Annotated in this window: 29 protein-coding genes; 11 read left to right on the forward strand and 18 right to left on the reverse strand. The window is 70.9% G+C overall.

Going from position 1 to position 26,356, the window contains the following annotated elements; translation table 11 throughout:
* Positions 1–2 precede the first annotated feature (2 nt).
* The 4 genes from HLB44_RS38160 to HLB44_RS11380 all read right to left on the reverse strand — a co-directional run bounded on the left by HLB44_RS38160 (position 3) and on the right by HLB44_RS11380 (position 3,421).
* Positions 3–1,649 carry a diguanylate cyclase gene (locus tag HLB44_RS38160; RefSeq protein WP_173122687.1) on the reverse strand — a complete coding sequence of 549 codons (1,647 nt, stop codon included), beginning with the start codon at positions 1,647–1,649 and terminating at the stop codon, positions 3–5.
* A gap of 30 nt (positions 1,650–1,679) precedes the next feature.
* Positions 1,680–1,955: a type II toxin-antitoxin system HicA family toxin gene (locus HLB44_RS11370; RefSeq protein ID WP_173122688.1), complete on the reverse strand. Its 276-nt coding sequence runs from the start codon at positions 1,953–1,955 to the stop codon at positions 1,680–1,682.
* A 29-nt stretch (positions 1,956–1,984) separates the two neighbouring features.
* Complete coding sequence (locus HLB44_RS11375) at positions 1,985–2,581, reverse strand: MBL fold metallo-hydrolase (RefSeq protein WP_173122689.1); 597 nt, start codon at positions 2,579–2,581, stop codon at positions 1,985–1,987.
* Positions 2,582–2,671: 90 nt separating this feature from the next.
* Positions 2,672–3,421: an SDR family oxidoreductase gene (locus HLB44_RS11380; RefSeq protein ID WP_173122690.1), complete on the reverse strand. Its 750-nt coding sequence runs from the start codon at positions 3,419–3,421 to the stop codon at positions 2,672–2,674.
* A gap of 91 nt (positions 3,422–3,512) precedes the next feature.
* Here HLB44_RS11380 and HLB44_RS11385 point away from each other — a divergent pair, with 91 nt between their 5' ends.
* From HLB44_RS11385 to HLB44_RS11400, 4 genes are all read left to right on the forward strand, one after another.
* Positions 3,513–4,511 carry a LysR substrate-binding domain-containing protein gene (locus HLB44_RS11385; protein WP_173122691.1) on the forward strand — a complete coding sequence of 333 codons (999 nt, stop codon included), beginning with the start codon at positions 3,513–3,515 and terminating at the stop codon, positions 4,509–4,511.
* 88 nt (positions 4,512–4,599) lie between these two features.
* A complete protein-coding gene (locus HLB44_RS11390) occupies positions 4,600–5,010 on the forward strand; it encodes an OsmC family protein (protein WP_173122692.1) in 411 nt (136 codons plus the stop codon).
* Positions 5,011–5,042: 32 nt separating this feature from the next.
* Positions 5,043–5,963, forward strand: coding sequence for an aminotransferase class IV (locus tag HLB44_RS11395; RefSeq protein ID WP_173122693.1), 921 nt, complete (start codon positions 5,043–5,045; stop codon positions 5,961–5,963).
* Between the two features lie 132 nt (positions 5,964–6,095).
* Positions 6,096–7,430, forward strand: a complete 1,335-nt coding sequence (locus HLB44_RS11400) for an alpha/beta hydrolase family protein (protein WP_173122694.1) — start codon at positions 6,096–6,098, stop codon at positions 7,428–7,430.
* Positions 7,431–7,436: 6 nt separating this feature from the next.
* On the opposite strand, the gene HLB44_RS11405 is transcribed toward HLB44_RS11400, so the two are convergent.
* The 4 genes from HLB44_RS11405 to HLB44_RS11420 all read right to left on the reverse strand — a co-directional run bounded on the left by HLB44_RS11405 (position 7,437) and on the right by HLB44_RS11420 (position 11,474).
* Entirely contained in the window at positions 7,437–9,032 is a 1,596-nt protein-coding gene (locus HLB44_RS11405) for a PAS domain S-box protein (protein WP_173122695.1), read from the reverse strand.
* A gap of 128 nt (positions 9,033–9,160) precedes the next feature.
* Entirely contained in the window at positions 9,161–9,526 is a 366-nt protein-coding gene (locus HLB44_RS11410) for a nuclear transport factor 2 family protein (protein ID WP_173122696.1), read from the reverse strand.
* Between the two features lie 91 nt (positions 9,527–9,617).
* Positions 9,618–10,250: a CHRD domain-containing protein gene (locus tag HLB44_RS11415; RefSeq protein WP_246312192.1), complete on the reverse strand. Its 633-nt coding sequence runs from the start codon at positions 10,248–10,250 to the stop codon at positions 9,618–9,620.
* 90 nt (positions 10,251–10,340) lie between these two features.
* Complete coding sequence (locus HLB44_RS11420) at positions 10,341–11,474, reverse strand: pyridoxal phosphate-dependent aminotransferase (protein WP_173122697.1); 1,134 nt, start codon at positions 11,472–11,474, stop codon at positions 10,341–10,343.
* Positions 11,475–11,572: 98 nt separating this feature from the next.
* On the opposite strand from HLB44_RS11420, the gene HLB44_RS11425 reads away from it, so the two are divergent.
* Positions 11,573–13,015 carry an aminotransferase-like domain-containing protein gene (locus HLB44_RS11425; RefSeq protein WP_173122698.1) on the forward strand — a complete coding sequence of 481 codons (1,443 nt, stop codon included), beginning with the start codon at positions 11,573–11,575 and terminating at the stop codon, positions 13,013–13,015.
* Here the strand turns inward: HLB44_RS11425 and HLB44_RS11430 are convergent.
* The 4 genes from HLB44_RS11430 to HLB44_RS11445 are packed head-to-tail and all read right to left on the reverse strand — an operon-like array spanning position 12,985 to position 15,893.
* A complete protein-coding gene (locus HLB44_RS11430) occupies positions 12,985–13,392 on the reverse strand; it encodes an MAPEG family protein (RefSeq protein WP_173122699.1) in 408 nt (135 codons plus the stop codon). The genes HLB44_RS11425 and HLB44_RS11430 overlap by 31 nt on opposite strands.
* A 32-nt stretch (positions 13,393–13,424) precedes the next feature.
* Positions 13,425–14,279, reverse strand: a complete 855-nt coding sequence (locus HLB44_RS11435) for a DMT family transporter (protein WP_246312193.1) — start codon at positions 14,277–14,279, stop codon at positions 13,425–13,427.
* The gene (locus tag HLB44_RS11440; RefSeq protein WP_173122700.1) at positions 14,276–14,920 is read right to left on the reverse strand and encodes a response regulator; all 645 of its coding nucleotides are present in this window, start codon (positions 14,918–14,920) and stop codon (positions 14,276–14,278) included. The genes HLB44_RS11435 and HLB44_RS11440 overlap by 4 nt, the downstream gene beginning before the upstream one ends.
* Before the next feature lie 4 nt (positions 14,921–14,924).
* Positions 14,925–15,893 (reverse strand): LysR substrate-binding domain-containing protein, encoded by a 969-nt coding sequence (locus tag HLB44_RS11445; protein ID WP_173122701.1) that lies wholly within the window; start codon positions 15,891–15,893, stop codon positions 14,925–14,927.
* A gap of 166 nt (positions 15,894–16,059) precedes the next feature.
* On the opposite strand from HLB44_RS11445, the gene HLB44_RS11450 reads away from it, so the two are divergent.
* Positions 16,060–17,235, forward strand: a complete 1,176-nt coding sequence (locus HLB44_RS11450) for an acyl-CoA dehydrogenase (RefSeq protein WP_173122702.1) — start codon at positions 16,060–16,062, stop codon at positions 17,233–17,235.
* Positions 17,235–18,416 carry a CaiB/BaiF CoA transferase family protein gene (locus tag HLB44_RS11455; RefSeq protein ID WP_173122703.1) on the forward strand — a complete coding sequence of 394 codons (1,182 nt, stop codon included), beginning with the start codon at positions 17,235–17,237 and terminating at the stop codon, positions 18,414–18,416. The genes HLB44_RS11450 and HLB44_RS11455 overlap by 1 nt, the downstream gene beginning before the upstream one ends.
* Before the next feature lie 4 nt (positions 18,417–18,420).
* On the opposite strand, the gene HLB44_RS11460 is transcribed toward HLB44_RS11455, so the two are convergent.
* Both HLB44_RS11460 and HLB44_RS11465 read right to left on the reverse strand, forming a co-directional pair.
* Positions 18,421–19,134 (reverse strand): nucleotidyl transferase AbiEii/AbiGii toxin family protein, encoded by a 714-nt coding sequence (locus tag HLB44_RS11460; RefSeq protein WP_173122704.1) that lies wholly within the window; start codon positions 19,132–19,134, stop codon positions 18,421–18,423.
* Positions 19,127–19,609, reverse strand: a complete 483-nt coding sequence (locus HLB44_RS11465; protein WP_173122705.1) for a helix-turn-helix domain-containing protein — start codon at positions 19,607–19,609, stop codon at positions 19,127–19,129. Before HLB44_RS11465 ends, HLB44_RS11460 begins: the two co-directional genes overlap by 8 nt.
* A gap of 152 nt (positions 19,610–19,761) precedes the next feature.
* Here HLB44_RS11465 and HLB44_RS11470 point away from each other — a divergent pair, with 152 nt between their 5' ends.
* Positions 19,762–20,622 (forward strand): 3',5'-nucleoside bisphosphate phosphatase, encoded by an 861-nt coding sequence (locus HLB44_RS11470; RefSeq protein WP_173122706.1) that lies wholly within the window; start codon positions 19,762–19,764, stop codon positions 20,620–20,622.
* A gap of 126 nt (positions 20,623–20,748) precedes the next feature.
* Here HLB44_RS11470 and HLB44_RS11475 read toward each other — a convergent pair whose 3' ends face one another.
* The gene (locus HLB44_RS11475) at positions 20,749–21,348 is read right to left on the reverse strand and encodes a DUF3617 domain-containing protein (protein ID WP_173122707.1); all 600 of its coding nucleotides are present in this window, start codon (positions 21,346–21,348) and stop codon (positions 20,749–20,751) included.
* A 40-nt stretch (positions 21,349–21,388) separates the two neighbouring features.
* On the opposite strand from HLB44_RS11475, the gene HLB44_RS11480 reads away from it, so the two are divergent.
* Entirely contained in the window at positions 21,389–22,012 is a 624-nt protein-coding gene (locus HLB44_RS11480) for an L-threonylcarbamoyladenylate synthase (protein WP_173122708.1), read from the forward strand.
* Positions 22,013–22,045: 33 nt separating this feature from the next.
* On the opposite strand, the gene HLB44_RS38165 is transcribed toward HLB44_RS11480, so the two are convergent.
* The 3 genes from HLB44_RS38165 to plsY are packed head-to-tail and all read right to left on the reverse strand — an operon-like array spanning position 22,046 to position 23,476.
* Entirely contained in the window at positions 22,046–22,402 is a 357-nt protein-coding gene (locus tag HLB44_RS38165) for a glutaredoxin domain-containing protein (RefSeq protein ID WP_173122709.1), read from the reverse strand.
* Positions 22,403–22,437: 35 nt separating this feature from the next.
* Positions 22,438–22,782: a Rid family hydrolase gene (locus HLB44_RS11490; RefSeq protein ID WP_173122710.1), complete on the reverse strand. Its 345-nt coding sequence runs from the start codon at positions 22,780–22,782 to the stop codon at positions 22,438–22,440.
* Position 22,783: 1 nt separating this feature from the next.
* On the reverse strand, positions 22,784–23,476 hold the full coding sequence (gene plsY / locus HLB44_RS11495) for a glycerol-3-phosphate 1-O-acyltransferase PlsY (RefSeq protein ID WP_173122711.1): 693 nt from the start codon (positions 23,474–23,476) through the stop codon (positions 22,784–22,786).
* 104 nt (positions 23,477–23,580) lie between these two features.
* On the opposite strand from plsY, the gene HLB44_RS11500 reads away from it, so the two are divergent.
* Positions 23,581–23,976 carry a DUF2946 family protein gene (locus tag HLB44_RS11500; protein WP_173122712.1) on the forward strand — a complete coding sequence of 132 codons (396 nt, stop codon included), beginning with the start codon at positions 23,581–23,583 and terminating at the stop codon, positions 23,974–23,976.
* A 76-nt stretch (positions 23,977–24,052) separates the two neighbouring features.
* Complete coding sequence (locus tag HLB44_RS11505) at positions 24,053–26,353, forward strand: TonB-dependent receptor (RefSeq protein WP_173122713.1); 2,301 nt, start codon at positions 24,053–24,055, stop codon at positions 26,351–26,353.
* The last annotated feature ends 3 nt before the right edge of the window (positions 26,354–26,356 follow it).

Here is a 26,356-nt window from a genome sequence, read left to right on the forward strand (position 1 = left end):
GGTCAGCGCTCGTCCGTGCGTACGCGATTGCGCCCGGCGTTCTTCGCCGCGTAGAGACAACCATCGGCCCGCGCCAGCACCGCGGTCAGGTCGGCCGGACAGACATCGCCGCTCAAGCCGATGCTGACGGTGGCCCGGATGCCCTCCCCGATCGACGCCCAGTCGAAATCCTCGATGCGCCCGCGCAGCCGTTCGCAGACCCGCTCGGCGACATCGCGCGCCATGCCCGGCAGCACCACGACGAATTCCTCGCCGCCGTAGCGCGTCGCCACGTCGGTCGGCCGGCAGTTCTCGCGCAACACGTCGGCAATCGCCCGCAGCACCCGATCGCCGACCCCGTGCGAGAAGCGATCGTTGATGTGCTTGAAGTGGTCGACATCGATCAGCGCCACGCTGAACGGCACGCCCGACGGTGCGCCGAGCACCGTCGCCACTTCTTCCAGCACGCGGCGGTTGCCCAGGCCGGTCAGCGGGTCGGTGCGCGCCGCGTGGCTCAAGGCCTCGGTCTGCGCATTCAGCTGGGCGCGCTGCTGCTCGACGCGCGCCTCCATCGTGCGCTGGGCCTCGGCCGAACGCCGCGCCAGCTCGCGTTCATAACGCGCTTCGAGCACCCGCAAGCGCGTCTCGGCCAAGGCCTTCGCGCGAGCCCGCTGCATCGCCGACGCGCGCCGCTCGGCCGCCAGCGCGGCCGGCAGGTGGCCGCGCGCTTCTTCGGCCTGCGACAAGGCCTCGAGCAGCATCGGCACCTCGTCCTGCGAATCGACCGCATCGAACTGCGCGATGGCCCGCGTGAAGAGCGTGGCCGCGGTGTCGCAGTCGCCGCGGCCCATGCTGATGCGCGCCGCGAGACCGGTGGCGAAGGCACGCAGCTCCGTGTCGGCGCAGTCCTGCAGTGGGCGTTCGAGCGCGGCCAGCTGCTGGCTCGCGTCGTCCAGGCGCGCGAGCATCACCAGCGCGTCGGTGGTGTTGAGCAGCGCGGCCAGCCCGTTGCCCGGCCGCAGCGGGGCTGTCAATGCCGCCCGGTTGCAGCGGATCTGCCGGCGCAGCAAGCGCCCGCGGCGCGGATCGTCGGGCTCGAGCGTGCGCGCTTCGTCGTTCAGGCAGACGCCCAGGTTGATCATCGCCCGACCGCGCTCGCCGGCCGTGGCGCCGCCGCCGCCGCGTGCCACGCGCCCCTCGCGGACGATCTGCGAGTACAGGCTGCGGGCGCTGCTGAAATGACCCAGCCGCGTATTCGTGAGCGCCACCGCATTCAGCGCCCGCACGCGCTCGTCCAATCGGGTCATCGACTCCGACAGCTCGAGCGCGGCGGCCGCATGTTCGGTGGCCTCGTCCGGCAGCCCGATGTTGACCAGCGTGAAGGCGATCGAGGCCTCCAGCCGGCCCAGCTCGTCAGCCGAGCCCTGCGCCCGCCGGCAGGCCGCCACGGCTTCGAGAAAGACCGGCACCGCCTCGACGCGCTGCTCCTGGCCGCGCAGCATCTCGGCCCGGGCCTGCAGGATCAGGTACAGGCCGGCCGCATCGTCCGCCGCGCGCGCCTGTTGGGCGGCACCGCGCAAGAGCTCATCGGCGGCGGCGAATTGCAGGTCGCACATCAGCGCCGCCGCGGTGTCCCGCGCGGTGGCCGCTTCGACGCTGGCTTGCCTCACACCGAACCCCTGGCCGGCTCAGCCGGCGCCTCACCCCTTCGCCTCGTATTGCGACGGCGTCACCCCCGCGCGCGCCAGAAACTCGCGCAGGTGCACCAGCGCCCGCGCGTCCATCACGTTGCTGTGATGCGGCCGGTGCAGGATGCCCTCCATGCGGTTGAGCGTGACGCGCACGCGGGCGCCCGACAGCGGCTCCAGCTCGGCGCCGACGTGCCTGAGCAAGGACTCGATGTCGCGCCAGTGGACGTTGGCGCTCGGCGGATCGTGAAAGATCGTGCGCAGCAGATTGATCGTGTGGCGGCTCATCGAAGGCTCCCGCGAAGCCGCGGTGGCGCTCAGCCCGTCAGCGCGGCCAGCGCCTTCGCGCCGCCGTGAAAGAGGGGCCAGCCGTCGCCCACCAGCACGGCTTCGATGTGCGGATGGGCCTCGACGATGCGCTTGACCGAGTCGACGGCACGGGCGCGATCGGCGAGCTTGGCATCGGGTAGCAGGTTGAGTGTGCCGGCCGCATGCCCGCGCACCAGGTCGCCGGTGATCAGCGTCGTGCCCTCCAGCAGCAGCGCCAGCTCACCCGGCGTCTTGCCGCCGTCCAGTTCCAGCACGCGCAGGCCCGGCGCGGGCTCGTCGCCGTCGCCCAGCCAGCGGTCGCAGCGCAGCGGGAAGCCCTCGGACTCGGCGCGCGGTCCGTGCAACGCCGCGCCGAACAGCCGGGCGATGTCCTGCGCGCCGCGGGTGTGATCCGAATTCGTCATGATGACGATCGCCGCGCCACCCAGGCGCTCCAGGTGCGCGCGATCGTGTTCGCTCATCGGCAGCGGGTCGATCAGCACGTTGCCGCCGGTCCGTATCCACGCCACGCTGTTGAAGTCGACGTCGCGGGCTTCGTCGAAGGTCGACCACGCGAAGAGGTCGGGGCGGTGCAGGCGCTTCATGGCCGCATGCTACGCCCGGCTTGCCGGCCCTCGGACGGCCAGGGTGGCGCCCTGGCCCGCCCGCGATCCCCGCGCCGTCGGCTCGGCGTTCTACAACTGCGCCAGCCCGCCGTCCACCGCGTACTCCGCCCCGGTGACGAACGATGCGTCGTCCGACAGCAGGAAGGCCGCGACCGCGGCCACTTCCGCGGGCTTGCCGAAGCGGCCGAGCGGCACCGCTTGCAGCACGGCGGCGCCGAACTCGGCGACGACGTTCTGCGGCAGGCCGGTGCGCTCGAAGAAATTCGTTTCGATCGGCCCCGGGCTGACGGCGTTGACACGGATGCGCCGCGGCGCGAATTCCCGCGCCAGCACGCGGGTCAGCGTGCGCACCGCGCCCTTGGTCGACGCGTAGACCGCCAGCGTCGCCATGCCCTTCTCGCGCGCGATCGAGGTGTTCAGGACCAGCGCGCCGCCGTCGGCCAGCAGCGGCGCCAGCGCCTGGGCCTGCAGCAGCGGGCCGCGCACGTTGACGGCGAACTGCGCGTCGAAGTCTTCGGCCGACACCGCCTCCAGCGGCGCGAAGCGGCCGAAGCCGGCATTGAAGAACACGCCGTCCAGGCGCGGCGAGACGGCCTTCACCGCGGCGGCCAGCGCGTCGGCGGAGTCGGCCGCTCCCGCGTCATTCAGAAGATAGTGCGCGCGGTCACCGAGCACGCCGCGCGCCGCCTCAAGCGACGCCGGGCGCGAGCCGGTGACGACCACGCGTGCGCCTTCGCGCACCAGCCGCTCGGCGCTGGCCAGGCCGATGCCGCTGGTGCCGCCGGTGACCAGCAGGGTCTTGCCTTCGAATCGGTTCATTGCAATGCCTTTCGGGATTTGGGAGATCGACCGCCGGACGGCGGCGATGTGCGAACCTTAGGCTGAGCATCTGCACAAGGAAATTCCAGAAATGGGCAAGAAGAATTTGCGTGAACGCACAGGCGCGCTGGACTGGAACGACCTGCGCCTGGTGCTGGCGGTGGCGCGCGGGGGCAGCCTGGCCGGCGCAGCACGCGCGCTGGCGCTGCAGCACTCCACCGTCTTCCGCCGCATCGAGGACGCCGAGGCGCGCATCGGCGCGCGGCTCTTCGAGCGCTCGCGCACCGGCTGGACCACCAACGCGCAGGGCGAGGCCGTGGCGCAGGCGGCCGCCGAGATGGAGGCCGCCGCGCTGGCGGCCGAGCGCGCGATCAGCGGCGCCGACGAGCGCCTGTCCGGCGTGATCCGCATCGCCACCAGCGAGCTGCTGGCCGGCTACCTGCTGCCGCCGCTGCTGGCGCGCTTCATGGCCGAGCACCCGGGCATCCAGATCGAGGCCGATGTCTCGAACCGTACCGTCGACCTGACGCGCCGCGAGGCCGACATCGCGCTGCGCGCGACGCCGCAGCCGCCGGAGCTGATGGTCGGGCGGCGCGTCGGCGAGATGCGCTATGCCGTCTACGCCCACCGCACGCTGGTGCCGGCGCGGCGCGGCACGCCGGTGCTGCAGCAGCTGCCGTGGGTCGGCTTCGACGGCCGGCTCGCGCACACCGAGATCGCGCAGTGGTTCCGCACCGCGCTGCCCGAGGTGCGGCCGCGCCTGCGCGCCGATTCGCTGCCGGCGATGCTGAAGGCGGCCGCGGCTGGCACCGGCGCGGTGGTGCTGCCGATGTTCGCCGGATCGCAGGAGCCGCGGCTGGTGCGCATCACGCCGCCGATCGAAGGCCCGGCGATGGGCCTGTGGCTGCTGCACCACCCGGACGTGCGCGGCAATGCCCGCGTGCGCGCGCTGATGGGCTGGCTGGCCAAAGCGGTACCGCCGGAGATGGAACGGCTCGCAGCGTGCGGGCCGACCGGCAAGGACTTCGCCGCCTGTCCGCTGAAGGCGCGGCGCGGGCGTGCGCCGCGCGCGGCCGCGTCGATCGGCTGAACGATCCGTGGCCGGGCAAGCTCCGCTCGACCCCACGCCTGCGCGGATCGTTTCCAATCGCGATCATCGCTGCCTCCCGGAGTCCACCATGCCCTTGACCGTCACCCGCGACCTTCCGCATCCGATGAAGCACACGGTCCACGTGCGCCAGCACGCGTTCGCCGTCGACGAACCGCCCGCCAACGGCGGCGAGGACTTGGGGCTGACGCCGCATGACACCTACGACGCGGCGCTCGGCGCGTGCAAGGCGATGACCGTGGTCTGGTACGCACGCCGCAAGCAGATCCCGCTGCAGGATGTGCGTGTCTCGGTCGAGCGCGACGACAGCGAGGAACGCCAGGGCACGTATCGGCTGCTGGTGACACTCGAGCTCGGCGGCGCGCTCACCGATGCGCAGCGGCGCGAGCTGCTCGCCGTGGCCGAGAAGTGCCCGCTGCACAAGCTGATGACCCAGGTCAAGTCCGAGATCAGCACCACCCTCGCGCCGCCCGCGGCCTGAACGCCCTGCCCCGCACAACACCTCGAATCACCATGCCACTGCCCACCGCCCCCGCCACCGCCGCGTTCGAAGGCGGCTGCGCCTTCGCCGACGGCGCCTACGTGCCCCTGTCGGAAGCCAAGATCTCGCTCTTCGACTGGGGCTTCACGCGTTCCGACGCCACCTACGATGTCGTGAGCGTCTGGCAAGGCGCCTTCTTCCGCCTCGACGATCACCTCACGCGCTTCTTCGCCAGCCTGGACAAGATGCGCCTGCAGATCCCGCACACACGCGCCGAGTTGCGCGAGATCCTGCATGGCTGCGTCCGCGCCGGTGGCCTGCAGGACGCGTACGTCGCGATGGTCTGCACGCGCGGCGTGCCGCCACGCGGCGCGCGCGATCCGCGCCTGGCGCAGAACCGCTTCTATGCCTACGCCGTGCCCTTCGTGTGGATCGCCTCGCGCGAGAAGCAGCGCGAGGGCATCGACCTGCACATCAGCCTGCGCCAGCGCATCGCGCCGGCCTCGGTCGACCCGACCGTCAAGAACTACCACTGGATCGACCTGGTGCAGTCGCTGTTCGACGCCTACGACCGCGGCCGCGACACCAGCTGCGTCGTCGATGCCGACGGCCACGTGGCCGAAGGGCCCGGCTTCAATGTCTTCATGGTCAAGGACGGCACCGTGCACACCGCGGCCAGCGGCGTGCTCGAAGGCGTCTCGCGGCGCACGGCGATCGAGCTGTGCGAGCGCCTGGGGCTTCCGCTGCGCATCGCGCCGGTGCCGGTCGAGGCGATGCGGGCCGCCGACGAGGTCTTCCTCACCTCCACCGGCGGCGGCGTGCTGCCGATCGCGAAGCTCGATGGCGTGCCGCTGCCGCAGTTTCCCGGGCCGGTGACGAGCCGGCTGATCGATGCCTACTGGGCGATGCACGACGAGGCGGCGTACCGCGATCCGGTGGACTACCGCGCCTGAGGCGAGCAGGCGGTCGGTCGGTCGGACGTCGCCAAGGTGACAGGGTCCGTCGCGCCAGCCCCTATTGCGCGGCGTGACCCGAAGGTGCCGAATGGCCGTCCCGCACCCGTCACAACGAACGAGGAGACTGCCATGAGGAAGACGCTGGTTTCGAGCTTCATCGCGCTGGCCTTCAGCGCACTCACCGCCTCGGCCGCCCCGCCGCCGGCCTACTTCGTCGACGAGGCGAAGCTGCCGTTCGCCGCACTGGCCAACCTGCCGACGGATCGCGCCTGGGGCGTGCACAACGGCGCCGGCTACCGCATCGAGGTGCCGCAGAACTGGAACGGTACGCTCGTGCTGTGGGCCCACGGTTACCGCGGCACCGGGCTGGAGCTGACCGTCGACAACCATCCGCTGCGCGCCTTCCTGATCGCCAACGGCTATGCCTGGGCCGCATCGAGCTACAGCAGGAATGCCTACGACCCGTCGCAGGGCGCGAAGGACACGCATGCGCTGACCAAGTTCTTCAACGGCCGCTTCGGCAAGCCGGTGCGCACCTACATCACCGGCGCGTCGATGGGCGGCCACATCACCGCGGTGGTGGCCGAACAATGGCCGCAGAGCTACGACGGCGCGATGCCGATCTGCGGCGTGCTCGGCGACTACGAGCTGTTCGACTACTTCCTGGACTTCAACCTCGCTGCCCAGACGCTGTCGGCCCAGGGCGCGCTGTACCCCTTCGGCGCCGACTACATGACGGCCGTCGTGCCGGCCACGAAAGCCGCGCTGGGGCCGGCGTTCCCCTTCGCGCTGAATGCCGCGGGGCTCAACTTCAAGGCGCTGGTGCAGCTGCGCTCGGGCGGCGTGCGGCCGCTGTTCGACCAGGGCTGGCTGTACTGGAACGGCCTGGTACCCGGCGATTTCCTGTTCGGCCTGGGCGTCGGCGACGGCACGCTGCCGCGCCAGCCCGGCGTCGCGGTGCAGAACACCGATGTGACCTACCAGTTCGACAGCCTGCCGGCGCTGACGCCGGCCGAGGACGCGTTCAACATCGCCGTGCAGCGGGTGCGGGCCGACCCGCAGGGCCGGCGCAACAACGGCCTGGCCAACGTGACGCCGACCCCCGGCGACCTGCGCATCCCGATGCTGACGCTGCACACGCTGGGCGACCTGTTCGTGCCCTTCCACATGGAGCAGGAGTACGCGCGCCGCGTCGCGGCCAAGGGCTATGCGCAGAACCTGGTGCTGCGTGCGACACGTGACATCGGCCACTGCAGCTTCACGCCCAACGAGCTGGTGCAGACCTTCACCGACCTGGTCAAGTGGGTCGAGCAAGGCAGCAAGCCAGCCGGTGACAACGTGCTCGATCCGGCCGCGGTGGCCCATCCGAACTTCGGCTGCACCTTCACCGACAAGACCGCGCCGCGCATCTGGGACCAGCCGGGCCTGGCCTTCCTGAAGCCGGCGGCCTGCCCAGCACCGTAACGAGTCTCAAGCCGGGGCGGACGGTGCAGGTGCGCTGGCCGCCAGCGGCAGGCTCAGCAGGAATACGGCGCCGGCGTCCGAGTGCTCGAGCTCCAGGTCGCCGCCGTGCTTGCGCGCCAGCGTGCGCGACACCGACAGACCCAGGCCGGTGCCGAGGCCTTGCGGCTTGGTGGTGAAGAAGGGTTCGAACAGCCGCGCGCGCACGTCCGGCGCCACGCCCGGCCCGCTGTCGGCCACGCGCAACCAGGCCCGCGTGGGCTTGCCATCGTCCGGCGTGACGCCGGTGCGCACCAACACGCGCCGCTCGCCGTCGCGCTGCGCCAGCACATGCTGGGCGTTCACCAGCAGGTTCAGCACGATCTGCGCGATCTGGTCCTCGTCGCCCTGGATCGCCGGCAGCGCGGCATCGAGGTCCAGGCGCAGCTCGATGCTGTGGCTGCGGTAGGTGTAGGCCAGCAGCTCCGCGGCCGCGCGCGCGACGTCGTTCAGCAGCACCCGGGTCGGCGCCGACGGCCGGCTGCGCGCCATGTTGAGGAAGGTGCGCACGATGCGGCCGCAGCGGTCGGCGGCCTCGCGGATCTGCCGCGCGTCCTTCAGCAGATCGGCACGATCGGCGCATTTCTCCTCGAGCAGCGTGGCCCGGCCCATCACGATGGCCAGCGGATTGTTCAGCTCGTGCGCCACGCCCGCCAGCAGGCCGCCCATCGCCGTCAGCCGTTCGCTCTGGCGCAGCGCCTCGCGCTGGCGCTCGATCTCCTGCGCGGCACGCTGGCGCTCCGACACGTCGGTGATCGATGCGGTGTAGAAGACGGTGCCGCCGACATCGGTGCGCCACAACACCATCTCGATCGGAAACTCGCTGCCGTCGGCGCGCATCGCGTGCAGCTCGACGCGCTTGCCGAGCAGGTGCGACGGCCCGCCGGCGCGCATGCGCAACAGGCCGGCCTCGTGCTCGGCGCGCAGCCGCGGCGCGACCAGCGTCTCGCCGATCGAGCGCCCGATCGCCTCGAGCCGCGGCCGCCCGAACATCGCTTCGGCCGCCGGGTTGAACTCGACGATCCGGCCTTCGGCGTCCGACGAGATCAGCGCCGCCTGCGCGTGATCGACGATCGCCGATTTCAGGGCCTCGGCGAGCCGCAGCTGCTCGTCGCGCAGCGCGAGCTCCTGCTCGCTCAGGCGCTGGTCGGTGCGGTCGAGCCCGAAGACCACCACCGACTGCACCGGGCCGCCGCCCGGCTGGTAGGGCACGAGGATCTGCTCGCGGTAGCGCCGCCCCTGCTTCTCGTAGTTCACCCAGCCGCTCAGATGCACCGATTCGCCGGCGAACAGGCGCTCGAAGATCGGTGCGAAGCTGCGGTACACGCCCTCGTCGAGCACCTCGGACATGTGGCGGCCGATCACCCGCTCGGCCGGCAGGCCCATGAACTCCAGCGCCCCGTGATTGGCGTAGGCGTAGCGCCCGTCGCGGCCGATGACGGCAACGCGCGTCGCGATGTGTTCGAGCAGCAGGCGCGTCAGCGCCGGATCGAGCGCCGGCAAGGCCGGCGCCTGCCGGCCCCAGCCCGCATCGGCCCATCGCAGTTCTCGTTCGTCATCGGTCATCGCTGGCGCAGGCATTCACACGGCCTCGAAGCTGGCCGAATCACCCGCGGCGATCGTACCCGGAAGCCGACGGGCGTCGGTCCGGGTCGATCCAACGATGGCTGACGCTGACTTGACGCGCTAGGTCGTCATTCGCCCATCGAGTAGAAGAACTGCTCGCTGACGATCTTGCCGTCCTCGACGCCGTAGACGCAGATCTCTTCCATGACGCTGCGGCCGCGGTCCTTCATCGTCGTGTCCAGCGTCATCGTGACGCTGAAGTAGTCGCCGGCGACCAGCGGGTCGCTGACGGTGATGGCGTGCACGGTCTCGATCGCGCTCATGAACTGGCGGCCCTTCTCGCGGATCGCATCCAGGCCCTCGACCACTTCGGCCGGCGCGCCTTCGGGCTCGATGCTCACCGCATCGTCGGCGTAGAGCTCGGTCTGCGCCTGCTCGAACTCGCCGGCACGGCACAACGCGACCAGGCGGTCGGCAATCTCGGACGTCTGCATGGGAATCCCCTTCAGGTTGAGCGGCGCAGAAGGACGCCCGCGCCGCATGACGCAGCACCGTAGGCGCCCTCGATGACGGTGTGACGACGGTTCAGTGCAGGCGCCTGCGCGCCGCGAAACCCAGCCCGGCCAGCGCCAGTGCCGTCAGCGCGAAGCTGCCGGGCTCAGGCAACTGCAGGAAACCACGGATCTCGCCGGCCGGGAAGAGACTGGTGTGGACATTGAAATAGGCCTTGCCCGCCGCAACGCCGGCCGCGAACGCGGCTTCGGCCGCCGCCGGGTCGCCGCCGTTCGCGCCGAGGAACCCGCCGCTCCAGGTGGCGGGGGCGAGCAGGTCGAACACATGCGAATAGATGCCCTCCGTGACCCCGGCCGGGAAGCCGGGGAAGGTCGGCGTGGTCGTCGCGACGCCGACGGTGCCGGCGCCGGCCACCGCCGTGCAGCAGTGGATGTGCGCGACGGTCGTCGGGCTCAACAGGCCGCTGAACTCGGCATGGATCGACATCGTGTGCGCCGCGAGGTCGAGGATCACGATCGCGAAGCCGGTGCCGGGCGACGCGTTCGGCGGAACCTCCGCCGCACCCGAGAAGAAGGTGTTGTAGGTGACGGGGACCGCCTGTGCCGGAGTGAACGCGATGGCAGCGCACAGTGCGGCCGCGGCCACGGGAAAAAATCTTCGCATGCCGACCTCCTGACGCAGCGGAGTGCTGCGCCGCCGGAGCATGCGCGGCCCGGCTGGGGCCGCCATCCCACGAATCGCATGCCGGTGACGGAATGTGAACGGGATGACGCACGTAAACCGCGCTTGGCGCGTTCAGCGCTGCTGCAGCGCGGCGGACAGCCGCTGCAAGGCGATCGCCAGCTCCGGCGCCGGCGGCAGCCCGAAGCCGAGCCGGAACACCCGCCGCGGCTCGCCGAACCAGCGGCCGTCGCCGACCCGCAGGTCGAGCGCCGGCAGCGCGGCGTGGAAGCGCTCGACCGCCGCGTCGTCGAAGACCGCCGGCTTCAGCCGCACGCAGCACAGCGCGCCGGCGTCGGGCCGCACCCAGTCGACGAAGGCCGCGTGGTCGCGCACCCATTGCGCCGTCAGCGCGAGGTTCTCGGCCAGGCGCCTGCGGCGTTCCACGAGGATGCCATCGCGCCGGCGCAGCACCTGCAGCGCCACCGCCTCGTCCAGCGGCGAGCACGAGACCACGGTGTTGAACTTCGCCGTCACCAGCTGCTCGCGCAGCGCGGCATCGCGGCTGATGGCCCAGCCGATGCGCAGGCCGGGCGCGCCGTGGCACTTGGACAGCGAGGCGACGGTGACGACGCGCGGATCCAGGGTGCAGGCGCTCGGCACGATCGGATCGCTGCCGTAGGTCGCCTCGCGATAGGTCTCGTCGAGCAGCAGCCGGGCCTGCGGCGCATGCGTGTGCATCAGCGCCAGCATCTCGCGCAGCACCGGCAGAGCGATCGCCACGCCGGACGGGTTCTGCGGCGATGCCAGGCTGACCAGCCGCGTGCGCGGCGACAGCAGCGCGCGAAAGGCGGCGAGATCCGGCTGCCAGCCGTGGTCGAAGTCCAGCGCCAGCGTGTGCAGCTCGGCGCCGACGGCCTGCAGGGCATTGCGCGCCAGCGGGAACAGCGGCGCGGCGACCACCGCTTCGTCGCCGGGCGCGCACAGCGTGAAGGCGAGCAGGAACAGCGCGTGCATGCCGCCGACGGTCAGCACCACGTCGTCGGCCGCGACGCCGTGCGCGCGGGCGACCTGCTCGCGCAGCGCGGCATCACCGGCTGCCGTGGCATAGCCGAGCGGCAGTTGCGCCAGCGCGGCCAAGGCGTCGGGGTCGCTGTCGGCGTCGAACAGCTCGCCCAAGCGCAGGTCCGGGCCGAGGCTTTCGGCGAGGTCGAAGCGCGGCGCGCGGCCGACGAGCGAAACGATGTCGTTGGGGGGAAAGCGGTTCATCCGGTCGGACTCCGTGAACGTGAACGCAGCGATCGTGCGCCGCACGGGCCGGCGATAACAGCCACAATTCAGCGCGATTTCGACCAGATCAGTTCGCCATGCCACACGACACCCGTTTTCGCTACGAAGCGCTGGCCGAGCTGATCGCCGCTCTGGTGCGCGACGGCACGCTGGCGCCCGGCGCGCGTGCGCCATCGCTGCGCGACGTGGCGCGCCAGCAGCGCACCAGCCTGACCACCGCGCTGCAGGCCTACCGGCTGCTGGAGGACCGCGGCATCCTGCAGGCGCGGCCGCAGTCGGGCTTCTACATCGCGCAGGCGAGCGCGCTGCCGGCGCCGGCGCCGACCCGGCCGCGGCCGCAGCCGACCGAGGTGGCGCTGTCGGGGCTGATGCTGGCGATGCTCGAACACGCGTCGAATCCGCGTTATGTGCCGCTGGGCTGCGCGATCCCGAGCCCGGCGCTGCTCGATTCCGGCAAGCTCGACCGCATGCTGGCGCGCGCCGCACGCCTGAAAGGCGCCGCGCACAACACCTATTCGCCGCCGCGCGGCGAAGCGGCGCTGCGCGTCGAGATCGCGCGCCGCGCGCTGCGCTGGGGCCAGGCGCTGGCGCCGGACGACATCGTCATCACCTGCGGCGCCACCGAGGCGCTGGCGCTGGCCTTGAGCGCCGTGACGCAGCCCGGCGACACGGTGGCCGTCGAGTCGCCGACCTACTTCGGTGCGCTGCAGGTGCTGCGCGCGTTGCGGCTGAAGGCACTGGAGCTGCCGACCGATGCACACAGCGGCATCGCGCCCGCGGCGCTCGACGCGGCGCTGCGCGCGCAGCCGATCGCCGCCTGCGTGCTGGCGTCGTGCTTCAACAATCCCCTGGGCTGCACGATGCCGGAGTCGAACAAGCGCGCCGTGCTGGCGCTGCTTGCGCAGCACCGCGTGCCGCTGATCGAGGACGACGTCTACGGCGACATCCACTTCGGCGCCGAACGGCCGCGGCCCTTCAGCGCGCTGGACGACGATGGCCAGACGATCTACTGCGGCTCGTTCTCGAAGACGCTGGCGCCGGGCTACCGCATCGGCTGGGTCGCGAGCCGGCGCCACCTGCCGCGGCTGCTCGAAGCCAAGTTCGCCGCAACGCTGGCCGCCCCAGTGCTGCCGCAGCTGGCGCTGGCCGAGTTCCTCGCCTCCGGCGGCTACGACCACCACCTGCGCCGGTTGCGGCGCCTGTTCGCCGACACGCTGCGCCGCATGGCGGAGGGGGTGGCCGAGGCCTTTCCCGCCGGCACCCGGATCTCGCAGCCGGCCGGCGGCTTCGTGCTGTGGCTCGAGCTGCCGAAGGCGGTGGACACGCGCGTGCTGTTCGCGCAGGCGCTGGAAGAAGGCATCTGCTTCGCGCCGGGCGTCGTCTTCTCGGCCGCCGGCAAGTACACGCATTGCCTGCGCCTGAGCGGCGGCCACGGCTGGGATGCGCGGCTGCAGCAGGGCCTGCGCCGGCTCGGCGCGCTGGCCGGCGCCTATGCGGCGAGCAGGCGCACCGCCCAGTAGACCGCGATGGCCATCTGCACCGTGAAGGCGAGGAAGCGCAGCGTGACGGCGGTGGCCGACAGCGAGCTCAGGTGCAGCAGCGACTGCACGACGCGCGCGCCGAGCAGCGCGTAGGCCAGCGGATCGGTCACCGCCGATCGCCCGGCCAGCGCGGCGACCAGCATCAAGCCGCCGAAGATCGGCAGCCCTTCGAGGCAGTTCGCGTGCGCGCGCGCCAGCCGCTGCATGAACGGCGACAGGTTCGCGTTGTCAGGCCGGAAGGCGTTGGCCTTCACCTGCTTCGCCAGCACGAGCTTCGAGCGCAGCGCTTCCATCAGCACCAGCAGCGCGAGGGTCCAGGCGATGAATCCGGTCAGGGCGGTCAGGGTCGGGGTCATGGAGATTGGGAGGGTCGAAGAATGGGGCGGCGTCAGGCCTTCGGCGCGCTGCGCCGCAGGTTCAGCAGGTTAGCGCCGAGGATCAAGGCCGTGCCCAGCACCGTCAGCGCATCGATGCGCTCGGCATACACCAGCCAGCCGGCCAGCGCGGTCAGGGGCACGCGCAGAAAGTCCATCGGCACGACGACGGTGGCCTCGGCATGCCGCATCGCGCGCGTCATGCAGTAGTGCGAGAAGGTGCCGCAGAAGGCGATCACCACCACCCAGCCCCACACCGGCGGCGACGGCCAGCGCCAGACGGCGAGTGCCGGCAGCAGCCCGAGCAGCGATTGCACGACCAGCATCCAGAAGATGATGCGCACGGCGCTCTCGGTGCGCGTCAGCGATTTGGTCAGGGTCACCGACACCGCGAAGCCCAGCGCCGCCGCCAGCGCGATCAACTGGCCGGCGCTGATGGCGCTGGCCGCCGGCCGCACGATCAGGGCCACGCCGACCAGGCCCAGCGCAATGGCCAGCGCCTTCCAGGCGTTCATGCGCTCGCCGAGGAAGGCGATGGCCAGCAGCGCGGTCCAGATCGGCATCGTGAACTCGATCGCCACCACCTGCGCCAGCGGGATCAGCGTCAGCGCGACGAACCAGCCGTACTGCGCCGCGTAGTGCACCGCGTTGCGCAGCGCGTGTTGCGGCCAGCGCAGGCTCTTCATCGCCGCCAGGCCGCCGCCGGCGTGCACCAGCGGCCACAGCATCACCAGGCCGATCAGCGAGCGCATCTCCATGATCTGGAAAACAGCCAGCTCACGCGTGGCCTCGCGGCCGGCCACGGCGATGATGACCATCAGGGAGAGCCAGCCGGCCATCCAGCCGGCAGCGCGGGAAATGGGACTCAAGCCGTCGCCAGGCACCAGCCGATGCCGCGCACGGTGACGATGCGCAGCGCCGTCGCGTGCAGCCGTTCGGCGAGCCGCGCGATGACCGGCTCGACCGGGCCGCCGGCGATCTGCGCCAGCTCGTCGGCGGCGACCGCTTCGCCATGGTGGCTGGCCAGCCGTTCGAGCAGCCGGCGCTCGTCCTCGGCCAGTTCGAGGCGCACGCCGTCGAGGGTGGCGCTGCCGTCGGCGGGGTCGCAGACCAGCGGCCCGAAATGCACCGCATGGCGCGGTGCGCTGCGGCAGATGCCACGTTCGAGCTCCTCGATCGTCGACTCGAAGGCATTGATGCTGAACGGCTTGCACAGCACCGCGTCGACCACCAGGCCCTGTTCGGCGAGGCGGCGCGGCGCATCGTCGCGCGCGCTGGCCAGCAGCACCGGCAGGTAGTCGGCCCGCGCGCGCACGCGGCCGAGCACCTGGGCCCCGTCGAGCCGCGGCATGCCGTAGTCGAGCACCAGCAGCTCGAAGCGGCCGCGCTCCAGCGCATCGAGCGTGGCCTGGCCATCGGTGACCGCCTCGACGACGTGACCCGATTTCTGCAGCACGTAGGCCAGCCCTTCGGCCAGCGCAGCGTTGTCGTCGGCGATCAGGATTCGCACGGGTTCATCTTCGCACGCCGCTCCGCTGCTGCGGGGCCGGGGCAACACCCGTCGGCGCGGCGCCGGCCTGCGCGAGCAACCAGTCACGGAACGTGGCCAGCGCGGGGCGTTGCGCGCCATCGTCCTCCGGCATCACGACGTAGTAGCCGCGCTGCCCGCGCAGCGGCCGCGGGCAGGCGATGCGCAGCTCGCCGCGCGCGAGCTCGGCTTCGACCAGCAGCCGCGGCACCAGCGCCAGCCCCAAGCCCTGCGCCGCCGCCACCGCGAGCATCGAGAACAGCTCGTAGCGCGGCCCCTGCAGCGCGCGCGGGCTGGCGGCGATCTCGGCGGCGTCCATCGCCGCGAACCAGTCGCGCCAGCCCTCGGGGCGGGTGCTCTGCTGCAGCAGCGGCAAGGTCGCGAGCTCGGCCGGCGCCCAGCGCTTGCGGCCCGCCAGCAGCGCGGGGCTGGCCACCGGCAGCACCTCCTCGTGCAGCAGCAGCGTGGCCTGCGTGCCGGCCCAGTTGGCCACCTGCTGCGGCGTGCCGGCGTACAGCGCCACATCGTGGCCCGAGTCGGCGAACAGGAAGGGCCGCGTCGCGACCTCGACGTGCACGGTGATGTCGGGATGCTTCGCCGCCAGGTCCGGCAGGCGCGGCAGCAGCCAGCGCGTGGCGAAGGTCGGCACGGCGGCCAGGTGGATCGCGCCGCCGCTGCCACTGTGCTGGGCCATCGCATCCAGCGTATCGCGCTCCAGACCGTCGAGCCGACCAGCAACCTGCCGCGCGTAGGCCGCGCCGGCCGGCGTCAGCGCGACGCCATGGCGCGTGCGGCGGAACAGCGCGACGCCGAGCGTGCCCTCGAGCGCCGCGATCTGGCGCGACACCGCGCCCTGCGTCAGCGCCAGCTCATGCGCGGCGCGCGTGTAGCTCTCGTGGCGCGCTGCGGCGTCGAAGCAGCTCAGTGCCTGCAGCGAGGGGATCTTGCGGGGCATGACATGCTCCTTGAACACTCCGAAACGCCGGCTGCCATCGGTGGGCCGTCGGACAAGACATTCTGCATCCGCATATCTGGGTGACAAAGAATCGTTTGCTTCCGGGGCCGGCGCGGGACTAGCATTCCTCCCCACCTTCCCGACACCACCGAGCGAGAGACACGCCATGGCCAAGCCGAACTTCCACTGGGACGACCCGCTGCTGCTGGATGCGCAACTCAGCGCCGACGAGCGCGCCGTGCGCGACGCCGCCCGCGCCTACTGCGACAGCGGCCTGGCCCCGCGCGTGCTCGAGGCCTTTCGCCACGAGAAGACCGATGCGGCGATCTTTCGCGAAATGGGCGAGCTGGGCCTGCTGGGCCCGACGATCCCGGAAGCCTACGGCGGCGCCGGCCTGAACTACGTCTGCTACGGCCTGGTGGCGCGCGAGGTCGAGCGCATCGATTCCGGCTACCGCTCGATGATGAGCGTGCAGTCGTCGCTGGTGATGGTGCCGATCAACGAGTTCGGCACCGAGGCGCAGAAGCAGAAATACCTGCCGAAGCTGGCCACCGGCGAATGGATCGGCTGCTTCGGCCTGACCGAGCCGAACCACGGCTCGGACCCCGGCAGCATGATCACGCGGGCCAAGAAGGTGCCGGGCGGTTACTCGCTGACCGGCTCGAAGATGTGGATCACCAACAGCCCGATCGCCGATGTCTTCGTCGTCTGGGCCAAGGACGACGGCGGCCAGATCCGTGGCTTCATCCTCGACAAGGGCGCCAAGGGCCTGTCGGCCCCGGCGATCCACGGCAAGGTCGGCCTGCGCGCGTCGATCACCGGCGAGATCGTGATGGACGAGGTGTTCTGCCCCGAGGAGAACGCCTTCCCCGAGGTGCGCGGCCTCAAAGGCCCGTTCACCTGCCTGAACAGCGCGCGCTACGGCATCGCCTGGGGCGCGCTCGGTGCGGCCGAGTCCTGTTTCCACACCGCGCGCCAGTACACGCTGGACCGCAAGCAGTTCGGCAAGCCGCTGGCGGCCAACCAGCTGGTGCAGAAGAAGCTGGCCGACATGCTGACGGACATCACGCTCGGCCTGCAGGGCTGCCTGCGCCTGGGCCGCATGAAGGACGAAGGCAGCGCCGCCGTCGAGATCACCTCGATCATGAAGCGCAACAGCTGCGGCAAGGCGCTGGACATCGCCCGCACGGCGCGCGACATGCTCGGCGGCAACGGTATCTCGGACGAGTTCGGCGTGGCGCGCCATCTGGTGAACCTGGAAGTCGTCAACACCTACGAAGGCACGCACGACGTGCACGCGCTGATCCTCGGCCGCGCGATCACCGGCATCCCGGCGTTCTGATGGGCCCGAAGCTGCTCGAGGGCATCCGCGTCCTCGACCTCTCGCGCGTGCTCGCCGGCCCGTGGGCCGGCCAGGTGCTGGCCGACTACGGCGCCGACGTGATCAAGGTCGAGCGCCCCGGCGCGGGCGACGACACGCGCGGCTGGGGCCCGCCGTGGTGGGGCGAAGGCGAGGACCGCGTCGCCGCGTACTACCTCAGTGCGAACCGCGGCAAGCGCTCGATCGCGATCGACATCGCGTCAGCCGAAGGCGTTGCGCTGGTCAAGCAGCTGGCACGCGAAGCCGACGTGCTGCTGGAGAACTACAAGGTGGGCCAGCTCGCGAAGTACGGTCTCGACTACGCCGCGCTGTCGAGAGAGAACCCGAAGCTCGTCTACTGTTCGGTCACCGGCTACGGCCAGGACGGCCCCTACGCCGCCGCCGCCGGCTACGACTTCGCGATCCAGGCCACTGGCGGCCTGATGAGCGTGACCGGCGAGAAGGACGGCACGCCGGGCAGCGAGCCGCAGAAGGTCGGCGTCGCGGTGGCGGACCTCTTCACCGGCATGTACGCGGCCAGCGCGATCCTCGCCGCGCTGATCGAACGCGGCCGCACGGGTCAGGGCCGCCACATCGATGCCGCGCTGCTCGACACGCAGGTCGCGATGCTCGCCAACCAGGCCAGCAACTACCTTGTCGGCGGCAAGACGCCCAAGCGCATGGGCAATGCGCACGTCAACATCGTGCCCTACCAGGTGTTCGCCACGAAGGACGGCCACCTCGTCGTCGCCGTCGGCAACGACGGCCAGTTCGCGCGCTTCTGCGCGCTGGCCGGCGACGCCGGCCTGGCGCAGGACCCGCGTTATGCCACCAACGAGGGCCGCGTCGAGCGCCGCGGCGAGCTGGTGCCGGCCATCGCCGCGTGGATGCTCGAGCGCACGACGGCCGAGTGGACCGCATTGTTCGAGCCGAACGCGGTGCCCTGCGCACCGATCCTTGAATTGCCCGGCGTGTTCGAGCACCCGCAAGTGGTCCACCGCGGCATGCAGATCGAAGCGGCGAACGGCACTCCGATGGTCGCCTCGCCGATGCGCTTCGACGGCCAGCGCGCGCTGGCCGACCTGCCGCCGCCGCAGCTCGACGAGCATGGCGACGCGCTGCGTGCGGCGCTGGCCCGCGACGGCGGCTGGCCGAGCCGTTGAAGGGTCAGGGCCGGGCCGGCAAGGCGGCCCCGAGCGCCTTGATGCGCGACCACAGCAGTGCCTTCGAGATGCTGGTCATCTGCATCATCCGCATGCAATGGTTCAGCCGGTGCGGCCGTTCACGCAGGTCGGCGATCGCCTTCGCCAGGTCCTTCTCGATGCTCTCGCCGTAGGCGCCCTTGGCCTTGTCGATGGCCTGGCGCAGCAGCGGCTTGCCCGGCGCCATCATCGCCAGGTCGATCAAATCACGGCTGAGCACCGAATCGTCGCGCCATCGGTCCGAGTTCGCGAGCAACTTGCGCGTGGCCATGTCGAGCGGTATCAGCGTGGCGACGCCGCACAAGCGGTCGTCCGGGTCCGGCGGCTCCAGCGTGATGCGACCTTCCAGCACGATCTCGAACTTGATGTCGGCGTCGGCCACACGCAGCATCGTCCGGATGCCGTACTGGTCGGCGCGCACCTCGCGTGCCTGGATCAGGGCACGGCCGGGTCTTGCAATGGCTGCGATGCCATCGGCTGCCGACAGCAACTGGCGAAGCCGGCGATAGCCCTCGCGATCGGAGACCAGGAAATCGATGTCGACTGACTGCCGGTATTCGCCGAAGCGCAGTGCCATCGCGGTGCCGCCGCCGAACAGGCAATGGCAGGCTTCCAGCTGACCGGCATCGAGCGCTTCCAGCACCGAGGCCACGCGGCGATGGTGTTCACGCTCAAACAAGCAGCCGTCCTCCGCCGAACCGGACCACCAATGCGCGCAGCAGAGCCCGCTCCCTCGGATCGAGGCTGCGCTGGTCGAGGTGGCGCCAGTTGCGTTCGTAGAGGTTCAGCGCCTCTTCAGGCGACAGCTCCGTCGCGTCGTGCACCTGCCAGGCCAGTTGCTTCAGCTGAGGATAGTCATCGAGTTGAATCACCGCCGGCAGGTCATCCCCATCGGCTCGCACCGGCGCCAGTGCGAGCGGGTCGTGCAACGCGAGCTCCAGCCCGATGGCCGTGAGCGCATTCAAGTAGGCACCCATCGTCACCGATGGTTCTCCACGCTCGATCCGATGCAGCGTCACGCGCGACACGCCGGCTGCTTCGGCCGCCGTCACGGCGCTCACCTTCTGACGCTTGCGATGCGCACGGATGGCCTCGCCCAGCGCGCTGAGCTTGGCTGCGTTCAGTCCCTCGAGGGGCGGTGTCTTGGCAGGCATGTGATTCTCATTATGGTCGTTTTCATGTAAATGTACAGAATGAGATTCACATTGTCAGCGAATGCGCGAACCCGAGCACAAAGGCGCGCTCGGACCGGGTGCTTGGCCGTCGCGCGCCGGTGCCAAGGGCCTCGGCTCCCTAGAATTGGGGGGTGCCCCACCAGCTGAACGCCGACCTCCACAGCCATTCCAGCCTCTCCGACGGCACCTTGACGCCCGAAGCGCTCGCCGCGCGGGCGCGGGCGCAAGGCGTCGAGCTCTGGGCCCTCACCGATCACGACGAGCTCGCCGGCCAGGCCCGTGCGGCGGCCGCTGCGCGCGCCGAGGGCATCGCCTGGCTCGGCGGCGTCGAGATCTCGGTGACCTTTGCCGGCGAGACGGTGCACATCGTCGGCCTGGGCATCGATCCGGCCAATGAAGAACTCGGCGCCGGCCTGGCCCGCACGCGTGAGGGCCGGCTGCAACGCGCGCGCCAGATCGCCGACGGCCTGGCCAAGGTCGGCATCCCCGGCGCCTACGACGGCGCGCTGGCCTATGTGACCAATCCGGACCTGATGTCGCGCACGCACTTCGCGCGCTGGCTGGTCGACACCGGCGTCTGCCGCGACAACGGCGAGGTCTTCCGCCGCTACCTGGTCAGCGGCAAGCCGGGCTACGTGGCGCACCGCTGGGCCGGCCTGGGTGAAGCGGTGGGCTGGATCCTTGCCGCCGGCGGCGCCGCGGTGATCGCGCACCCGGGCCGCTACAAGTTCACGCCGATCGAGGAGTACGCGCTGTTCTCCGAGTTCAAGGCCCATGGCGGCGCCGGCATCGAGGTGCTGACCGGCAGCCATGGCTCGGCCGACGCCGCGAAGTACGCCGCGATGGCGATCGAGTTCGACTTCGCCGCGTCCCGCGGCAGCGACTTCCATTCGCCCGACGAGAGCCGCATCGACCTCGGCACGCTGCCGAAGCTGCCGAAGCAGCTCGAGCCGATCTGGCAGCGGCTGGAAGCGCGCATCCAGCGGCCCTGAGCCGCATCGGCAGACATGTCAGCCCCCTGCTCACTTCGTTCGCGGCCCCGGGGATACGAAGGATCCCCTGCGGGATCCTTGGGCACTCAGTCGCCTTGGGAGCGGCCCGGCGCCGACTGAGCGGGGCTACTGCCCCATCGACTTCTTCATCTGCTCCATGAACTTGGCGCGCTCTTCCGGCGTCATGTTCTTGAGTTTCTCGATGTCGATGCCGGCCGGCATGCCGCCGGCCGCGCCCGGGTTGAAGTTCATGCCGCCCATGCGGATGTCGCCCGGCTTCATGTCGGCCGGGCAGGCGCCGCCATGCCGGGCCTGCATCGTCATCTTCGCGGTGCTCATGCCGTGGCGCGGCGGCGTGAAGGTCATCGTGTTGTCGACCGTGTAGGTCGACTGCATGTCGCCGGTCATGCGCGAGTGCACCTTCGTGACGCCTTCGTCGCTCTTGCACTCGGCCTCGATCTCGACGCCGCCGCTGATGCGCTTCAGCGAGGTCTGCTTGCACTGCGCCTTCTGGTCGTTGCCGGCCATCGCCTTCTTCTGCATCGCCTCGTCGGACTTCTCGTCGACGCACTGCTTGCTGCTCATCGCCGGCGCCCCCGTGCCCGGCATCTGCATCGAGACTTCCCACAGGCCGGCCTTGCGCTTGGGCAGCCCTTCCTGAGCCTGCAGCGCGGTGGTGGCGGCCAGGCCACAGGCGGCGACGGCGATCCAACGACGGGTACTCATAATCCGCTTCCTTTCGGGTTCAGGCATCCCGCGATATTGCATGTCCCAGTACTTCGAAGTCCACCCCGACAACCCGCAAGTGCGCCTGCTGAAGCAGGCGGCGCAGATCCTGCACCGCGGCGGCGTCTGCGCGGTGCCCACCGATTCGAGTTACGCGCTGGTCTGCCACCTCGACGACAAGGCGGCGGCCGAGTCGCTGCGCCGCATCCGCCAGGTCGACGAGCGCCACCACCTGACGCTGCTGTGCCGCGACCTGTCCGAGCTCGGCCGCTATGCGCGCGTCGACAACCGCCAGTACCGGCTGCTGAAGCTCGGCACGCCGGGGCCTTACACCTTCATCCTCGAAGCCACGAAGGAAGTGCCGCGGCGGGTCTCGCATCCGTCGCGCCGCACGACCGGGCTGCGCGTGCCGGACCACCGTGTCACGCAGGAGCTGCTGGCGGTGCTCGAGCAGCCGCTGCTCGCGACGACGCTGATCCCGCCCGGCGAGAGCGAGCCGCTGAACGATCCGCACGAGATCCGCGACCGCTTCGAGCACGTGCTGCAGGCGGTCGTCGATGCCGGCGCCTGCCCGATGGAGCCGACGACGGTGATCGACTACAGCGGCGACGAGCCGGTGCTGCTGCGCCAGGGGCGCGGGCCGCTGCAGCGGCTGGGTCTGTAGTGCTTCAGCCGCGGCGCAGGCGCTCCGGCGGCGTCAGCCGCGGCGCAAGCGCTCCAACACCTTCGTCGGCATGAAGCCTTCCTGCGCATCGCCGCGCACCAGGATCACCGGCATGCCCTTCATCTTCGTCGCGGCATGCTGCGCGGCGCAGGCAGGGTCGCGGTCGATCGAGCATTCGGTGTAGCGCACGGCGTGCGTCTTCAGGTAGGACCGGGCGTGCGCGCAATAGCTGCAGTCGGTCGACAGCATCACGATGTCGCCGTCGCGGGCGAGGCTGGCGAGCTCGCGGCCGACCTGCTGCTCCTGGCGCCAGCCCCACCATTGGCTGCCGGCGCTCAGCACCAGGATCGCGCCGACGAGCAGGAGCAGCGGTCGTCGTGATTCGGCCACGACCGATCCGGGGCTGGGGTTGGTGGCCGTGTTGGTCAAAGCGCCGCGGTGATGACGATCTCGACCTTCCACTCCGGCTTCGCGAGCGCCGCCTGGACGGTCGCGCGCGCCGGCGTCTGCTCCGGCACGACCCACTCGGCCCAGACGCGGTTCATGCCGGCGAAGTCGGCCAGGTCAGCGAGGAAGATCTGCGCGCGCAGGATCTTGGTCTTGTCGCTGCCGGCGCGTGCCAGCAGCGCATCGATCGCGGCCAGCACCTCGCGGGTCTGGCCCTCGATGTCCGTGGCGCCCCCGACGGCCACCTGGCCGGCGAGGTAGCAGACGCCGTTGTGCACGGTCATTTCAGACAGGCGCGGGCCGGCGTCGAATCTCTGAATCACGTCAATGTCCTTTCTTGTGGTGTCGGTGGGAATGCTGAGCGGGATGGGGATGCGGGTGATGCGTTTGCGCGGCGGCCGCCGGGGCCGATTTCTGCCCGAGCTTCGATTCCGTTCCGGTGAGCAGCTTGCGGATGTTCGCGCTATGGCGCCACACCAGCAACAGGCTCATCACGGCGATCGCCAGCACCAGCGGCGAAGGGCCCCAGATCAGCAGCTGGTAGAACGGCGCGAATGCCGCCGAGACCAGCGACGCCAGCGACGAATAGCGGAAGAACGCGGCGACGATGACCCAGGTCAGCAGCGTTGCCGCACCGAGCCAGGGGTTGAGCGCCATCAGCACGCCCGCGGCGGTGGCGACGCCCTTGCCGCCCTGGAAGTGGAAGAACACCGGCCACAGGTGGCCCGCGAACGCCGCCAGGCCGACCAGGCCGATCGTCAGCTCGCCGAACTGAAAACGCGGCGCGAGCATCAGCGCGATCAGCACCGGAACGAAACCCTTCAGCGCATCGAGCGCCAGCGTGAGGATCGCCGCCGCGCGATTGCCCGAGCGCAGCACGTTGGTCGCGCCGGGATTCTTCGAGCCGTAGCTGCGCGGATCGGACAGGCCCATCGCGCGGCTGACGATGACGGCGAAGGACAGCGAGCCGATCAGATAAGCCGCGACGACGGCCACGAAGCTGTACAGAAAATCCATGCGCCAACGGGTGCGAGAGAGGCTGCGCAGTGTACGCGCCGACCACCGGGCGGCGCGGCTCGAAGCGGCTGTGGCGCGCGACCGCGCTGCTAGACTGCCGCCCCGTGTTTACCCTGAGCGCCCATCGCCCGAAACCACGCCGTTGCGTCGCGTGGTTCACGCTGTGGGCGCTGGTGCTCGCGACGCTGGCCCCGGGCATCGCCCGCGCGCTGGCCGCGACGCAAGGGCCCGCCGCGGCCTGGGGCCAGGTGTGCAGCGCGAGCCGCATCGGCGCCGCGGCGGCGAAGCCGGCACCGGCCGAAGGCGACGTGATGCCGGTGCTCGAGCACTGCCCGTTCTGCTCGCTGCAGGCTGATGCGCTCGGCCTGCCGCCCGCGGCGGCGGTGGCCACGTTGCGATCCTCGCTCGGCCATGCGCTGCCGCGGCTCTACCTGCAGTCGCCTCGGCCGCTGTTCGCCTGGGCACCGGCCCAGGCACGCGCACCCCCCGCTCTCGTCTGAATCCTGCTCGATGCCGGCGCGGTCTCGCTTGACCGCGCCGTCCTGCGCATGTGCGCTGTTCAGACCAGAGTCTTCGATGAATCCCCCTTGCCTTTCGGCGATCGCGCTGGCGATCGCTGCCTGGCCGCCCGGCGTGCGCGCCGATGCGGCCGCCGAGCCGCCGACGCGTGTCGCCGGCGTCGTGATCATCGGCCACCATCAACCGAGCTCGCTGCCCACCCGCCTGCCGACGACGATCGAAGGCATCGATGCCGCGCAGCTCGAGCGCACGATCAACGCCACCGACAGCGAGGACGCGCTGAAGTACCTGCCGAGCCTGCTGGTGCGCAAGCGCTATCCGGGCGACTACAACCACGCCGTGCTGTCGACACGCGCCTCGGGCACCGGCAACAGCGCCCGCTCGCTGGTCTATGCCGACGGCGTGCTGCTGTCCAACCTGCTCGGCAACGCCGCCGCCTTCGCACCGCGCTGGGCGATGGTGACGCCCGAGGAGATCGAACGGGTCGACGTGCTGTACGGCCCGTTCTCCGCCGCGTATCCGGGCAATGCGGTCGGTGCGGTGGTCGACTACGTGACGCGGCTGCCGCAGCGCTTCGAGGCGCACGCCAGGCTCGGCATCTTCCACCAGCCCTTCGAGCTCTACCGCGCCGATGACCACTTCGGCGGCCGGCAGGCCAGCGCCTCGCTCGGCGACCGGGCCGGTGATCTTGCGTGGTGGGTCAGCGCGAACCGGCTGATCAGCCACGGCCAGCCGCAGAGCTTCGCGACCAAGCTGACGAATACCGGCGTGGTGTCGGCCGAGGGCACGCCGGTGCAGGGCGCCGTGGCTGGCCGCAATCCGCGCAACCAGGCCTGGTGGCTGATCGGCACCGGCACCGAGTACGACACGACGCAGGATCACCTGAAGGCCAAGCTGGCCTGGGACCTGACGCCGACGCTGCGCGCGAACCTGCTGCTCGGCTGGTGGGACAACCACTCCGACGGCCGCCCGGTGAGCTACCTGCGCGACGCCGCCGGCCGGCCGGTCGACAACACGACCGGCGGCGGCATCACGCACACGGTCAACATCGACGGCCGCCGCTACGCCTTGACGCCCGCCGACTTCGGCCGCAGCAGCGAACGGCAGCAGCACGCGATGCAGGCGCTGTCGCTGAAGACCCGCACGCGCGGTGAATGGGACTGGGAGCTGGCCGCGAGCCGCGTCGACTACGTCGAGGACCGCCTGCGCACCTACGCGCCGACCCGCGCCGAACAGCCGCAGGCCGGCCGCCTGACCGACCTGGGAGGCACCGGCTGGCACACGCTGAATGCGCGCGGCACCTGGCGGCCCGATGGCGACGGCGGCGCACACGTGATCGACGCCGGCCTCGGCCGCCAGCACCACCAACTGCGCAGCACGCTCTCCACGACCAGCGACTGGGTCAGCGCCAGCGGTGCCGCGCCGGCCTCGCGCTTCGAGGGTGATACGCACGTCGACAGCGCCTTCGTGCAGGACAGCTGGCGCTTCGCGCCGGCCTGGACCACCGTGCTCGGCCTGCGCGCCGAGTGGTGGAGCGCTTCGCGCGGGCTGACCGAAGCCGGCAGCGCCCGGCTGGTGCATCCCGAGCGCCGGCTGCAGCATCTGTCGCCAAAACTCGCGCTGCTGCTCGACCTGGGCGACGCCTGGGCGCTGAAGGCCAGCAGCGGCCGCGCGATCCGCTACCCCACGGTCAGCGAGCTCTACCAGGGCGGCTTCAATGCCCGCGGCGAAGCAATCAACAACGACCCGGACCTTAGACCTGAGCGCAGCTGGACCGGCGAGCTCAGCGTCGAGTGGACGACCCCTGCCGCACGCGCCCGCGCGACGCTTTTCCACGAGGACACGCGCGATGCGCTGTATTCGCAGCTGAACCCGGCGACGAATGCCAACACGGTGCAGAACGTCGACCAGGTGCGCACCACCGGCCTCGAGCTCGCGGCGTCGGCGCAGCGCGGCGCGTTCGACTGGAGCGGCAGCCTGACCTACGCCGACTCGCGCATCGTCGCCAATGCCGGCTACCTGCTGAAGCCCGGCGACACGATCGGCAAGTGGCAGCCGCGCGTGCCGCGCTGGCGCGCGACGCTGCAGGCGACCTGGCGCGCCAACGAGCGCGTGAGCCTGAGCGCCGGCGCGCGCTACAGCGGCCGGCAGTTCAGCGCGCTCGACAACGGCGATCCGAACGGCGAGGCTTACACGGGCGCGAGCCGCTACTTGACGGCCGACCTGCGGCTGCTGTGGCGCTTCGATCGCCACTGGAGCGCGGCCGTCGGCATCGACAACCTGAACAATGACCGCTACTGGAATTTCCACCCCTATCCGCAGCGCAGCGTCAATGCCGAAGTGAAGTTCGACTTGTGAGGC

Origin of the sequence: Pseudaquabacterium terrae (assembly GCF_013266755.1) — a bacterium.
GTDB lineage: Bacteria > Pseudomonadota > Gammaproteobacteria > Burkholderiales > Burkholderiaceae_C > Pseudaquabacterium > Pseudaquabacterium terrae.

Excerpts from the sequence above, each read along its gene's own strand:
- HLB44_RS11425 (WP_173122698.1), top strand. The coding sequence starts at position 11,573 with ATGCCACACGACACCCGTTTTCGCTACGAAGCGCTGGCCGAGCTGATC.
- HLB44_RS11475 (WP_173122707.1), bottom strand. The coding sequence starts at position 21,348 with ATGAGTACCCGTCGTTGGATCGCCGTCGCCGCCTGTGGCCTGGCCGCC.
- HLB44_RS11385 (WP_173122691.1), top strand. The coding sequence starts at position 3,513 with ATGGGCAAGAAGAATTTGCGTGAACGCACAGGCGCGCTGGACTGGAAC.
- HLB44_RS11375 (WP_173122689.1), bottom strand. The coding sequence starts at position 2,581 with ATGAAGCGCCTGCACCGCCCCGACCTCTTCGCGTGGTCGACCTTCGAC.
- HLB44_RS11465 (WP_173122705.1), bottom strand. The coding sequence starts at position 19,609 with ATGCCTGCCAAGACACCGCCCCTCGAGGGACTGAACGCAGCCAAGCTC.
- HLB44_RS11430 (WP_173122699.1), bottom strand. The coding sequence starts at position 13,392 with ATGACCCCGACCCTGACCGCCCTGACCGGATTCATCGCCTGGACCCTC.
- HLB44_RS11455 (WP_173122703.1), top strand. The coding sequence starts at position 17,235 with ATGGGCCCGAAGCTGCTCGAGGGCATCCGCGTCCTCGACCTCTCGCGC.
- HLB44_RS11450 (WP_173122702.1), top strand. The coding sequence starts at position 16,060 with ATGGCCAAGCCGAACTTCCACTGGGACGACCCGCTGCTGCTGGATGCG.
- HLB44_RS11395 (WP_173122693.1), top strand. The coding sequence starts at position 5,043 with ATGCCACTGCCCACCGCCCCCGCCACCGCCGCGTTCGAAGGCGGCTGC.
- HLB44_RS11405 (WP_173122695.1), bottom strand. The coding sequence starts at position 9,032 with ATGACCGATGACGAACGAGAACTGCGATGGGCCGATGCGGGCTGGGGC.
- HLB44_RS11410 (WP_173122696.1), bottom strand. The coding sequence starts at position 9,526 with ATGCAGACGTCCGAGATTGCCGACCGCCTGGTCGCGTTGTGCCGTGCC.
- plsY (WP_173122711.1), bottom strand. The coding sequence starts at position 23,476 with ATGGATTTTCTGTACAGCTTCGTGGCCGTCGTCGCGGCTTATCTGATC.
- HLB44_RS11400 (WP_173122694.1), top strand. The coding sequence starts at position 6,096 with ATGAGGAAGACGCTGGTTTCGAGCTTCATCGCGCTGGCCTTCAGCGCA.
- HLB44_RS11380 (WP_173122690.1), bottom strand. The coding sequence starts at position 3,421 with ATGAACCGATTCGAAGGCAAGACCCTGCTGGTCACCGGCGGCACCAGC.
- HLB44_RS11370 (WP_173122688.1), bottom strand. The coding sequence starts at position 1,955 with ATGAGCCGCCACACGATCAATCTGCTGCGCACGATCTTTCACGATCCG.
- HLB44_RS11390 (WP_173122692.1), top strand. The coding sequence starts at position 4,600 with ATGCCCTTGACCGTCACCCGCGACCTTCCGCATCCGATGAAGCACACG.
- HLB44_RS11480 (WP_173122708.1), top strand. The coding sequence starts at position 21,389 with ATGTCCCAGTACTTCGAAGTCCACCCCGACAACCCGCAAGTGCGCCTG.
- HLB44_RS11505 (WP_173122713.1), top strand. The coding sequence starts at position 24,053 with ATGAATCCCCCTTGCCTTTCGGCGATCGCGCTGGCGATCGCTGCCTGG.
- HLB44_RS11415 (WP_246312192.1), bottom strand. The coding sequence starts at position 10,250 with ATGCTCCGGCGGCGCAGCACTCCGCTGCGTCAGGAGGTCGGCATGCGA.
- HLB44_RS11420 (WP_173122697.1), bottom strand. The coding sequence starts at position 11,474 with ATGAACCGCTTTCCCCCCAACGACATCGTTTCGCTCGTCGGCCGCGCG.
- HLB44_RS11445 (WP_173122701.1), bottom strand. The coding sequence starts at position 15,893 with ATGCCCCGCAAGATCCCCTCGCTGCAGGCACTGAGCTGCTTCGACGCC.